Source organism: Streptomyces sp. ActVer (assembly GCF_027270795.1).
Lineage (GTDB): Bacteria > Actinomycetota > Actinomycetes > Streptomycetales > Streptomycetaceae > Streptomyces > Streptomyces umbrinus_A.
Genome location: NZ_JAPWHT010000321.1, coordinates 1 through 11,975 on the forward strand (window position 1 = coordinate 1; position 11,975 = coordinate 11,975).

9 protein-coding genes, 1 pseudogene and 1 riboswitch are annotated in these 11,975 nt (G+C 71.2%); of the genes and pseudogenes, 3 read left to right on the plus strand and 7 right to left on the minus strand.

Annotated features, from left to right (window positions below):
* The 3 genes from O3Q52_RS37185 to O3Q52_RS37195 form a co-directional block, all read right to left on the minus strand.
* On the minus strand, positions 1–414 hold a 414-nt coding region (locus O3Q52_RS37185; RefSeq protein WP_269653022.1), incomplete at its 3' end, for an FAD-dependent oxidoreductase.
* Between the two features lie 194 nt (positions 415–608).
* Positions 609–1,556, minus strand: a complete 948-nt coding sequence (locus O3Q52_RS37190; RefSeq protein WP_269653023.1) for a fumarylacetoacetate hydrolase family protein — start codon at positions 1,554–1,556, stop codon at positions 609–611.
* 43 nt (positions 1,557–1,599) lie between these two features.
* Positions 1,600–2,727, minus strand: coding sequence for a VOC family protein (locus tag O3Q52_RS37195; RefSeq protein ID WP_269653024.1), 1,128 nt, complete (start codon positions 2,725–2,727; stop codon positions 1,600–1,602).
* Positions 2,728–2,863: 136 nt separating this feature from the next.
* Here O3Q52_RS37195 and O3Q52_RS37200 point away from each other — a divergent pair, with 136 nt between their 5' ends.
* From O3Q52_RS37200 to bla, 3 genes are all read left to right on the plus strand, one after another.
* Complete coding sequence (locus tag O3Q52_RS37200) at positions 2,864–3,499, plus strand: TetR/AcrR family transcriptional regulator (protein WP_269653025.1); 636 nt, start codon at positions 2,864–2,866, stop codon at positions 3,497–3,499.
* Positions 3,500–3,590: 91 nt separating this feature from the next.
* Positions 3,591–4,235 (plus strand): TetR/AcrR family transcriptional regulator, encoded by a 645-nt coding sequence (locus O3Q52_RS37205; RefSeq protein ID WP_269653026.1) that lies wholly within the window; start codon positions 3,591–3,593, stop codon positions 4,233–4,235.
* 252 nt (positions 4,236–4,487) lie between these two features.
* Complete coding sequence (gene bla, locus O3Q52_RS37210; RefSeq protein WP_269653030.1) at positions 4,488–5,363, plus strand: class A beta-lactamase; 876 nt, start codon at positions 4,488–4,490, stop codon at positions 5,361–5,363.
* Between the two features lie 70 nt (positions 5,364–5,433).
* Here the strand turns inward: bla and metE are convergent, their stop codons facing one another.
* The 4 genes and pseudogenes from metE to O3Q52_RS37230 all read right to left on the minus strand — a co-directional run.
* Positions 5,434–7,755 carry a 5-methyltetrahydropteroyltriglutamate--homocysteine S-methyltransferase gene (gene metE / locus O3Q52_RS37215; protein WP_269653027.1) on the minus strand — a complete coding sequence of 774 codons (2,322 nt, stop codon included), beginning with the start codon at positions 7,753–7,755 and terminating at the stop codon, positions 5,434–5,436.
* Between the two features lie 161 nt (positions 7,756–7,916).
* A riboswitch (cobalamin riboswitch) is annotated at positions 7,917–8,141 on the minus strand.
* Between the two features lie 397 nt (positions 8,142–8,538).
* A complete protein-coding gene (meaB, locus tag O3Q52_RS37220) occupies positions 8,539–9,525 on the minus strand; it encodes a methylmalonyl Co-A mutase-associated GTPase MeaB (protein ID WP_269653028.1) in 987 nt (328 codons plus the stop codon).
* Positions 9,526–9,530: 5 nt separating this feature from the next.
* Positions 9,531–11,717 (minus strand): methylmalonyl-CoA mutase, encoded by a 2,187-nt coding sequence (scpA, locus tag O3Q52_RS37225; RefSeq protein ID WP_269653029.1) that lies wholly within the window; start codon positions 11,715–11,717, stop codon positions 9,531–9,533.
* Positions 11,717–11,975: pseudogene (locus O3Q52_RS37230) on the minus strand (methylmalonyl-CoA mutase); the annotation flags it as partial. The gene scpA and the pseudogene O3Q52_RS37230, both read right to left, overlap by 1 nt.

Genomic DNA, 11,975 nt, shown 5'->3' on the forward strand with positions numbered 1-11,975 from the left:
GACGACCTCCACCCCGGTCCGCAGATCGCACTCCGGGCGGCGGGCCAGGGCGTCACGCAGCAGTCGCTCCGGCTCCGGCTGGTCGAACATGCTGGTCTGCGGGAAGCCGTGCGCCCCCTGCGCGGCACGCGGGAACTCGGCCATCACCCGGTGCCGTGCGTCCAGCAGCCGGAGCCCCCGCGCCGGGCGGGCGATCGCGGCGAACTCCTCGCCGACCCCGGCCGCCTGGAGGATCCTGCGCACCTCGTCGTCGGCGGCGACGGCACGCGGCAGCGGGTAGACGTCGTGGTGGCGTTCGAGGACGACGGTCCGTACGCCGCGCCGGGCGAGCAGGAGGGCTGCGGTCACGCCCACCGGCCCGGCTCCGACGATCACCACGGGTACGTGTGCGGCTGTTTCCTCTTCGGAGGTCATGGTGCGGCTCGCTTCATGGCTGAGTGAGTGCGGCGAAACCCGAAGCGGTTCGCCGGCGCCCAAAAGGGGTGCGGGGCTGTATCGGCATGCGGCTCCTCTCCCGCTCGCGGCTTCGCCCGAGCCGGGGCCTTTGCCGCGGGCGTGACCGGCTCCCACCGGCCCGCGGACGAATCACCGCATACGCGGCGGAGCGCTTACGCGTCGGTCACGGGGGTGCGCTGCTCGCCGAGGTCGATCCGCCCGTCCGGCGTGGCGATCGTCGCGGTGATCAGGTCGCCGTCGCGCAGGTAGCGCGGATTGCGGGCCTGGCTCCTGAAGAACGCCTTCCACTTCACGGCGGGCGGCAGCAGCGCCCCGATCTTCTCGACGGCCTTGGGCGGAGCCTTGAGGGCGGTGCCACCGGGGGTGCCGGTGAGCAGCAGGTCGCCGGGGTCCAGGGTCTGGAAGCGCGCGAGGAGGGTCAGCGCCTGCGCCGGGCGGACGATCATGTCGGCCAGGGTGCGGTCCTGGCGCAGGTCGCCATTGACCGACAACTTCAGCCGCAGATCGAGGAGATGGGCGAACTCCTCCGGCTCCAGCAGACAGAGGAAGGGCCCGGTCGGCGTGAAGGTCGGATACGACTTGCTCTCGTAGAACTGCGTCCTGGTCAGCTGTACGTCACGGGCGCTGACGTCGTTGGTGATCACGAGCCCGGCGACGTACGAGGGCAGGTCCTGCTCGGTGACGACGGTGCCCACCGGCAGGGGTGCGCCCATCACCAGGCCCAGCTCGATCTCGTAGTCCAGGAACTTCACGTGCGACGGGCGGACGATCGCCTCGCCCGGGCCGCTCACCGAGCCGGACGCCTTGCGGAAGAAGGCGGGCGGGATGTCGCCGGTGAAGCCCGAATCGCGGGCGTGGCTGCGGTAGTTGACCATCTGGGCGACCATCCGGCAGGGCGTCGTGACGGGGGAGAGGGCCACCAGGTCGGCGACGGCCGTGCCGGTGTCGCCGGAAGCGGCGGCCTCCCGGACGGTTTCCCGTACGGCGGCGAGGTCGGCCAGCAGGTCGGCGGTGGTGACGGCCTTGGTCTCGATGCGGACGGCGCGCGTGTCGCGCACCACCCACCAGCCGTCGGAGGTGCGCAGGACGTTGGTGCTCATGTCATTGCCTTTGTCAGGGGGCGGGGGGTCGGGAGTCGGGGATTCAGGAGTTCACGGCTTTGAGCAGGCCCAGCAGGCGTGCCGGGTCCACTTCGTTGTCGCCGCGCAGGGCCTGGACGATGTCGCGGACCCGGGCGGGCGAGGGGCTCGCGCCGAGGAAGTCGCGGGTGGCGGGCGGGCCCCACTGCGCGAGGCCGCTCGTCGACATGGGGGCCCAGCCGGGTTCGAGGTCGCAGGAGAACAGGTCGCCGTCGGCGAAGTGCTCCAGCATGAAGCGGTCGGGGTCGCGCCAGTAGTCGAAGAGCTGGCTGCCCTGGATGTGCCGCCCGATGCCCCAACTGCGCTTGTAGCCGCGCTCGTTGAGGTACTCACCGCCCGCGGCGACCGAGTCCAGGTCGGTGACCTGGTACGCGGAGTGCACATAGCCGTTGCCGGGCCCCAGGTGCATGGCCAGGGTGTGGTGGTCGACGGCCGCACCGCCCCGGTCGCAGCGGATGAACGCCATCGTCGGGCCACGGTCGCGCTGCCCGTCCAGGAAGAGGAAGTCGCTGACGATCATGCCGAGCGTGTCGAGGTACCAGTCCAGCGCGCGGCCGAACACCCTTGTCTCCAGGACCACATGGCCCAGGCGCCGGATCCGGGACGGTTCGCGGGGCGGGCGCTGCATGGCGTTCGTACGACGGTGATCGGTGCCGAAGTTCAGCAGCAGCGGCCGCTGTTCGGGCAGCGCCGGCAGGTCCTCGTCACAGTGCACCACGCGCACCGGGAAGCCCGAGGGGTCGAGGAGGTCAACGCCCTTGCCGTCGCCGGGGGCGCCCGCTCGGTCGAGGTCCCGTACGTCGGAGCCGGTGGCGCGGGCCAGCCGGTCCAGATCGGCCCGCTCGGCGGCGCGGAACGCCGGTCCGACGAAGCGGGACGTACGCCCCTCGCGGATCACCATGCAGGGCGAGCCGGCGAGGGTGCCGCGCAGCCACAGCTCGTGCTCGGTGCGGGCGGCGACACCGAAACCGAAGTCGCGGGCGAAGACCTCGGCGCGGTCCAGATCGGGCTTCTCGAACTCCAGCCAGGCCAGGTCGGCCACTTTGATCACGGGGTTTCGGGAGCGTCCGGGGTGCTCGCCCCGCAGGGCGCCCTGCTCGCTGTGGAGGTCCTGGTGGGCTGTCCTGGTCATCGTGTTCTCCAAGCGACATCGCCGTAATGATGAAATCATCAAGTTTGACAATGTCTCCCGTCAAGGGGTCCGGAGGGTTAATTGATGGATTCATCAGAACTGTGATCGGCGTCTGAGGCGTGACTAGACTCTGCGCATGCCTACGACAGCCCCGCCCGGCAACCGGTTCGAACGGCGTCGCGCCGAGACGCGTCAGGCGCTCGTGCGCGCGGCCCGGCAGATCCTCGCCGAGAACGGCGACACCGGCGTGAGCATCCAGGCGATCGCGGAGCGCGCGGACGTGGGGTTCGGCTCCTTCTACAACCACTTCGCGTCGAAGGCGGAGCTGTTCGACGCGGCGGTCGTGGACGCGCTGGAGGAGTTCGGCCAGGCCTTCGACGAGCACCTGAGCGGGATCGACGACCCGGCGGAGCTGGTGGCGGCGGGCTTCAGGCTCAGCGCCAGAATGGCCGACTCGCATCCGGAGCTGATGCAGGTTCTGCGCCGCCGGGGGCTTGAGCACCTCCACTCCGACCGCGGCCTCGCTCCCCGCGCCCTGCGCGACCTGGAGGCCGGCGTCGCCTCCGGCCGTTTCTCGCCCGTCGATCCGACCGTCGCGCTGTCCGCGCTGGGCGGGACCCTGCTGTCCCTGGTGGAGCTGAGATTCACCCGCCCGGACATGGACGGCGACGAGGCCGCCGTGAACCTGGCCGAGATGGTCCTGCGCATGCTGGGCGTCCCGGCCGACGACGCCCACGACGTCGCCCGGCGGCCACTCCCCGACCTCGCCTGACGAACGGGTCCGGGCAGGCCCAGGAGCCGTAGCGCTCCACCGTGGGAGAATCGGAGAGCCCTTCCGCCCCCTGCATCCGCGAGGACGTGCCGTGCCCAAGCCCGTGGTCCGTGAGCCGTTGCGAAGCAATTCGCGTTCCAACCGGGCCCGCATCCTCGCCACCGCCCGACAGGAGCTCGGACGAAACCCCGACGTCACCCTGGAGGAGATCGCCCGGGCGGCAGGCGTGGTCCGCCGTACGCTCTTCGGGCACTTCCCGGGGCGCGCGGCCCTGCTGGACGCTCTCGCGGAGGAGGCGTCCGAGGCCCTGCGAGGCGTCGTGGCCCGCTTGCCGGACGCGGCCGAGGCGCCCGATCGTGCGTTCGCGCGGTTCGTTCTGGCGATCTGGTCGGTGGGAGACCGCTACCGGCTGCTCCTGGCACTCGCCCGCCAGGATCTGGGCGTGGAGCGGGTGTCCGAGGTGCTGGCCCCGGCCCGGGACGTGGCGACGGCCGTCCTCGAACGAGGGCAGCGCGCGGGTGTGTTCCACGATCACCTTCCGGCGGTGGTCCTCAGTTCCGGCCTGGAGGCCCTGGCCATCTCCCTGCTCGAAAGCGTCAACACGGGAGCATGGGAGGACGACGGGACACGGACCGCCATCGCCACGCTGGTCGCGGCGGGCGTACCGGAGAAGGAGGCGTCCGCGGTCGTCGAGAGCGTGGCGTCGGAGGAACGCGCCGAGGCCGCCGACGCGTAGGGGGCACCCGCGCTCTGTGTCGTACGAGCCCGCGTGGACCCCTATGGGCTCATATCGGGCCGTATGGAGCCCGAGGCAACCGGTTCGTCCTGTCGTGGCGTCTTGATCATCGAAAGGGAAGTCACGCCCGCACGAACAGGAAGTACGGCTTTGGACACCACAGGATCCCGCTCCGGTCCCAGCTCCAGTTCCAGTTTCGGTCCCGGCTCTCGTGCCGCCCGCTTCAGCTCACGCCCGAGCCGCCGCACGGCACTGGCTCTCGGTGCTGGAGCAGCGCTGGCGGTCGCCGTCCCGACCGCGGCGCACGCCTCGGCCCCCGGCGGAGAGCGCCTCACCGGACAGATGGGTGACCTGGAGCGGGAGTACTCCGCACGCCTCGGGATCTTCGCCCACGACACGGCCACGGGCCGGACCGTGGCCTACCGCGCCGACGAACGCTTCCCGATGTGCTCGGTGTTCAAGACGCTCACGGCCGCGGCCGTCCTGAGGGACCTCGACCGCGACGGCGAGTTCCTGGCCCGGCGCATCCGGTACACCAAGGAGTACGTCACGGCCTCGGGCTACGCCCCGGTCACAGGCACGGACGAGAACGTCGCGAATGGCCTGACGGTCGAGGAGCTGTGCTCCGCCGCCGTCTCCCAGAGCGACAACGGCGCCGCGAACCTCCTCCTGCGCGAGCTGGGCGGACCGACCGCGATCACCTGGTTCGCCCGCTCGACCGGGGACAGGATCACCAGGCTCGACCGCTGGGAGCCCGAGCTGAACTCGGCGGAACCCTGGCGGAAGGCCGACACCACCAGCCCGCGCGCCATCGGGCAGACCAGCGCGCGGCTCGTGATCGGCAGGGCGCTCCCGGCCGAGGACCGCGAACGGCTGACCGGGTGGCTGATCGCCAACACCACCAACACCGAGCGCTTCCGCGCCGGACTGCCCAGCGACTGGACCCTCGCGGACAAGACCGGTGGCGGTTCGTCGTACGGGGTCGCCAACGACGTGGGTGTCGTATGGCCTCCCGGCCGTCCGCCCCTGGTGCTGTCCGTCCTGTCGACCAAGTACGCCGCCGACGGACCCCAGGAGAACCCGCTGGTCGCCCGGGCGGCCGCGCTGGTGGCGGCAGAACTCACCTGACGGGGCAGGCCCTCAGAGGTGACGGCCGGGGACACGGGTGTCCCCGGCCGGTCGGATCGGATCAGCCGGGTCAGTCGGCGGTGGGCAGTTCGGCGCGTACCGCGTGCGCTGCCGCGACCAGGTTGTCCAGGGAGGCTCGGGTCTCGGGCCAGCCGCGGGTCTTCAGGCCGCAGTCGGGGTTGACCCAGAGCCGTTCGGCAGGGATGGCCTCAAGTCCCTTGCGCAGCAGGGCGGCTGCCTCGTCCGTGCTGGGCACGCGCGGGGAGTGGATGTCGTAGACGCCGGGTCCGGCCTCGCGCGGATAGCCGTGCGAGGCCAGTTCGCGGGCGACCTGCATGTGGGAGCGGGCGGCCTCCAGGCTGATGACGTCCGCGTCGAGGTCGTCGATCGCCTGGACGATGTCGCCGAACTCGGCGTAGCACATGTGGGTGTGGATCTGGGTGTCCGGCCGGACCCCGGCGGTGGTGAGGCGGAACGCCTCGGTGGCCCACGCCAGATAGCCGGGGCGGTCGGCGGTGCGCAGCGGCAGGGTCTCGCGCAGCGCCGGTTCGTCGACCTGGATGACCGAAGTCCCGGCCGTCTCAAGGTCGTTGACCTCGTCACGCAGGGCGAGGGCGACCTGGCGGGCGGTGTCGCCGAGCGGCTGGTCGTCGCGGACGAAGGACCAGGCGAGCATGGTGACCGGCCCCGTGAGCATGCCCTTGACGGGGCGCGGGGTCAGGGACTGGGCGTACGTCGTCCAGCGCACCGTCATCGGTTCGGGGCGGGAGATGTCGCCGGCCAGGATCGGCGGACGGACGTAACGGGTGCCGTAGGACTGCACCCAGCCGTGCTGCGTCGCGAGGTACCCCGTCAGCTGCTCGGCGAAGTACTGGACCATGTCGTTGCGTTCGGCCTCGCCGTGCACGAGGACGTCCAGGCCGGTCTTCTCCTGGAAGGAGATGACCTCCTGGATCTCGGCCCTGATGCGCTCCTCGTAGCCGGCCGTGTCGATGCGCCCGGCGCGCAGGTCGGCGCGGGCGACGCGCAGTTCGGCGGTCTGCGGGAAGGAGCCGATGGTGGTGGTCGGCAGGAGGGGCAGACCGAGGTGGGCGCGCTGTGCGGCGGCGCGTTCGCCGTACGGCTGGGAGCGGCGGGTGTCGGCGTCCGTGACCGCACCGACCCGCGCCCGTACGGCCGGGTCACGGGTGATGGGCGAGTTCGCGCGGGAGGCCAGGGCGGCCCGGTTGGCGGCGAGTTCGCCGGTGATCGATCCCGTGCCCTTGGCGAGCCCCTTGGCGAGGGTGACGATCTCGGCCGTCTTCTGCCGGGCGAAGGCGAGCCAGCGCAGGATCTGCGGCTCGATGTCCCGTTCGGCGGTGGCGTCGAGCGGCACGTGGAGCAGCGAGCAGGACGCGGCCACGTCGACCCGGTCGGCCAGCCCGAGCAGGGTACCGAGCGTGGCGAGGGACTTGGTGAGGTCGTTGACCCAGATGTTGCGGCCGTTGACCATGCCCGCGACCAGGCGCTTGCCGGGCAGTCCGCCCACGGCGGCGAGCGCGTCCAGGTTGGCGGCGGCGGCCTCGGTGAAGTCGAGTGCGAGGCCCTCGACCGGGGCCTTGGCGAGGACGAGCAGCGCGTCGCCGAGCTGGTCGAAGTAGGAGGCGATCAGGACCTTGGGGCGGTCGGTGAGCGCGCCGAGGTCGCGGTAGGCGCGCATGGCGGCGCTCAGTTCGGCCGGGGTGCGGTCCTGGACCAGGGCGGGTTCGTCGAGCTGTACCCATTCCGCGCCCGCGGCCCGCAGGTCGGTGAGGACTTCGGCGTATACCGGCAGCAGTCGGTCGAGGAGGGTCAGGGGGTCGAAGTCGGCGGCCACACCGGGCGCGGGCTTGGCGAGCAGGAGATAGGTGATGGGGCCTACCAGGACCGGCCGGGCGGTGAGGCCCAGGTCGAGGGCTTCGCGGAGCTCGGTGACCTGCTTGGCGGAGTCGGCGGTGAAGACGGTGTCCGGGCCCAACTCCGGGACCAGGTAGTGGTAGTTGGTGTCGAACCACTTCGTCATCTCCAGCGGCGCCACGTCCTGGGTGCCGCGGGCCATCGCGAAGTAGCCGTCGAGCGCGTCGGCCTCGACCGCGGCGCGGTGGCGCCCGGGGATCGCGCCGACCATGACGCTGGTGTCCAGGACATGGTCGTAGTACGAGAAGTCGCCGGTCGGCACTTCGTGGATGCCGGCCTCGGCCAACTGCCGCCAATTGGTGCGGCGCAGTTCGGCGGCGGTGGCCCGGAGGGCGTCGGCGTCGACGCGGCCCTTCCAGTACCCCTCGATCGCCTTCTTCAGTTCCCGGCCCCTGCCCTGGCGGGGGTAGCCGTACACGGTGGCCCGTGCCGCCGCGGCTGCGGACTTCGATGTCACGGAACTCTCCTTCGCGAGATGTCTCCCTGAGATCCCGGGACGGACGTGAGCGCGAAGGGGTGACGCACCCGGCAGAGGCACCTCGCGCGGCAAGGCGCGGTCGTCCACCGGACATGTACGCCGACCCGCCCACGAGGTCACCGGGATGTCCGTACGCGATCGGTCGCGTACGGGCAGATGGCAGGTCTTCGGACTCGCGAGCACGCCCTCCGTACGGAGGGCACCTACTGGCCGTCGCTTCCCAGGTCCCGCTTCTCGGGGCCCAGTGCGTATGACGGCGGTCGTTCCCGCTCACCGCTGCGGGGCAGTCCCGGATTCCCACCGGGTTCCCTCTTGCGACGCATCCCGTCTGGCGGACGGGGCGAACCAGCTGCACCGGCCAGCCTAGGGGGCGCGACCCCGCGACGTGGAACTTTGCCCATATGCCGGACGGTCGTACGAGGCAACGCCCAGGTGAACCGGACGGGTGGCGCCCCACTCCTGTGGCGCCGCCCGACTGGTCCCCCAACTGCCACCGGCCCCTCAGCCGGTGGCGGACCCGGGCCCCTCAGCCCTGGTCGTACACGTGGAACCCGCGAACGCCTCGACTGCCCCCAGCGCGCCGCACCGCCCCTGGGGCGCCCGCCGCGGATCGGCCAGAACAGCAGCACGTTCGTCCCGTACCCGGTGGCGCACCGGCCGGAGTGAACACGCGTTGCGACGCCCACTCCGACCCGGTGCTGCTCAGTCCGCCCCGGTCCCGCTCAGTCCGCCGCGCTCCGGCTCAGTCCGTCTCGCTCCGGCTCAGTGCGTCTCGCCGCCGAACGCCCGCAGAATGCGCTCGGCGGCGAGCGTGGCCGTCAACTCGCCGTCCCTGACCTGCTGTTCGAGGTCGGGTCCGAGGGCGCGTACGGCGGGGTCGGCGTGCAGGCGGCCGAGGAGTTCGTCGCGCACCATCGTCCAGGTCCAGTCGACCTGCTGGTCACGGCGTTTGGCGGCGAGGCGGCCGGTCGAGTCGAGGAGCGCACGGTGCTGTTCGAGGCGCTCCCAGACCGTGTCCAGGCCGGTCGACTCACGGGCGCTGCAACTCAGCACCGGTGGCGTCCAGGCGGCGTCGGCGGGATGCATCAGCCGCAGTGCGCCCGCCAACTCCCTTGCCGCGCCCCGGGCTTCCCGCTCGTGCAGTCCGTCCGCCTTGTTGACGGCGATCACGTCGGCCAGCTCCAGGACACCCTTCTTGATGCCCTGCAACTGGTCCCCGGTCCGGGCGAGGGTGAGGAGCAGGAAGGAGTCGACCATGTTCGCGACGGCGGTCTCGGACTGGCCGACGCCGACCGTCTCCACGAGTACGACGTCGTAACCGGCCGCCTCCATCACCACGATCGACTCCCGGGTCGCCTTCGCGACTCCGCCGAGCGTGCCCGCGGTCGGGGAGGGCCGGATGAAGGCCGCCGGATCGACGGCCAGCCGCTCCATACGCGTCTTGTCGCCCAGGATGGACCCGCCCGTCCGGCTCGACGACGGGTCGACGGCGAGCACCGCGACCCGGTACCCGAGCGAGGTGAGCAGCGTGCCGAACGCGTCGATGAACGTCGACTTGCCCACGCCCGGCACACCGCTGATGCCGATCCGCCGCGCCTTCCCGCTGTGCGGCAGCAGCTCGGTCAGCAACTCCTGTGCCATCTCCCGGTGTTGGGGCCTCGTCGACTCGACGAGCGTGATGGCGCGCGCCACCAGCGCCCGCTTCCCGTCGAGCACGCCCTTCACATAGGTGTCGAGGTCGATCGCCATGGGGCTCAGAGGCCGTGGCCGAGGTCGGTGGCCAGGCGCTCGACCAGGTCGTACGCCGCGTCCGGGATCACCGTCCCGGGCGGGAAGACGGCCGCGGCGCCCATCTCGATCAGCGTGGGCACGTCCTGCGGCGGAATCACCCCGCCGACCACGATCATGATGTCCTCGCGCCCCTCCTCCGCGAGCGACTCCCTGAGCGCCGGTACGAGGGTCAGGTGTCCGGCGGCCAGCGAGGAGACGCCGACGATGTGCACGTCCGCCTCGACGGCCTGACGGGCCACCTCGCCGGGGGTCTGGAACAGCGGGCCGACGTCGACGTCGAAGCCGAGGTCGGCGAAGGCGGTCGCGATCACCTTCTGGCCGCGGTCGTGGCCGTCCTGGCCCATCTTGGCGACCAGGATGCGCGGGCGGCGCCCCTCGGCCTCCTCGAAGGACTCCACCAGCGTGCGCGTGCGCTCGACGGACGGGGACGCGCCGGCTTCGTTGCGGTACACACCGGAGATCGTACGGATCTGGCTCGCGTGCCGCCCGTACACCTTCTCCAGGGCGTCGGAGATCTCCCCGACCGTGGCCTTCGCGCGGGCCGCGTTCACGGCCAGCTCCAGCAGGTTGCCCTCACCGCCCGCCGCCCGGGTCAGGGCGTCCAGTGAGTCCTGGCAGGCCCGCTCGTCGCGCTCCGCGCGCAACCGCCGCAGCTTCTCGATCTGCTGCGTGCGTACGGAGGAGTTGTCGACCTTGAGGACGTCGATCTGCTCGTCGGTCTCGACGCGGTACTTGTTCACGCCGATCACCGGCTGGCGCCCGGAGTCGATGCGGGCCTGGGTGCGGGCCGCGGCCTCCTCGATGCGCAGTTTGGGGATGCCCGCGTCGATGGCCTTGGCCATGCCGCCCGCCGCCTCGACCTCCTCGATGTGCTGCCAGGCCCGGCGCGCGAGGTCGTACGTCAGCTTCTCGACGTACGCGCTGCCGCCCCACGGGTCGATCACCCGGGTGGTGCCGGACTCCTGCTGGATCAGCAGCTGGGTGTTGCGGGCGATGCGGGCGGAGAAGTCGGTGGGCAGGGCGAGAGCCTCGTCGAGGGCGTTGGTGTGCAGCGACTGGGTGTGGCCCTGGGTGGCCGCCATCGCCTCCACGCACGTACGCGTCACGTTGTTGAAGACGTCCTGCGCGGTCAGCGACCAGCCCGAGGTCTGCGAATGGGTGCGCAGGGAAAGGGACTTGGCGTTCTGCGGATCGAACTGCCTGACCAGCTTGGCCCACAGCAGCCGCGCCGCCCGCATCTTCGCGATCTCCATGAAGAAGTTCATGCCGATCGCCCAGAAGAAGGACAGCCGGGGCGCGAACGCGTCCACGTCCATCCCCGCGTCCCGGCCCGCCCGGATGTACTCCACCCCGTCCGCGAGCGTGTACGCCAGCTCCAGGTCGGCCGTCGCGCCCGCCTCCTGGATGTGGTAGCCGGAGATGGAGATGGAGTTGTAGCGCGGCATCCGCTGCGAGGTGAAGGCGAAGATGTCGGAGATGATCCGCATCGACGGTTTCGGCGGATAGATGTACGTGTTGCGGACCATGAACTCCTTGAGGATGTCGTTCTGGATGGTCCCGGCCAACTTTTCGGGCGGTACGCCCTGTTCCTCCGCGGCGACGATGTAGAGCGCGAGGACCGGCAGCACAGCACCGTTCATCGTCATCGACACGGTCATCTTGTCCAGCGGGATGCCGTCGAACAACTGCCGCATGTCGTAGATGGAGTCGATGGCGACACCCGCCATGCCGACGTCACCGGTCACGCGCGGGTGGTCGCTGTCGTAACCCCGGTGCGTGGGCAGGTCGAAGGCGACGGACAGACCCTTCTGACCGGCCGCGAGGTTGCGCCGGTAGAAGGCGTTGGACTCCTCGGCCGTGGAGAAGCCCGCGTACTGGCGGATCGTCCAGGGCTGGTTGACGTACATCGTCGGGTACGGGCCGCGCAGATACGGGGCGACACCCGGGTACGTACCCAGGAAGTCCAGGCCCTCCAGGTCCTGCCCGGTGTAGAGCGGCTTGACCGCGATGCCCTCCGGGGTCTCCCAGAGGAGGTCGTCGCCGCCGGCCGCCTTCTTGACGGCGTCGCGCCACTCGTCGGGGCCGCCGTCCACGGCCGGGACCCCCAGCTCGATCCCGGAGAAATCGGGGATCGGTCCCGTCGGTTCCATCAGGACACTCCCATGCGGTCGAGGGTGGCGGAGAGCACGGCTACGGCGTCACAGCCCGCGAAGACGTAGGCGTCGACACCGGGGTACTGCCCGGGACGCCCGGCGAGGAACACCTGCGCGGCGCCCGCCGACTTGAGGGAGGCGGTGACCTCGGCGGCCTGCTCCTCGTACAGCGCGTCACTGGAGCACAGACAGGCCTCGGTGGCCCCGCTGTCCTCGAACGTGCCGTCGGTGACGGGTTCGATGCCGCCCGCCTGG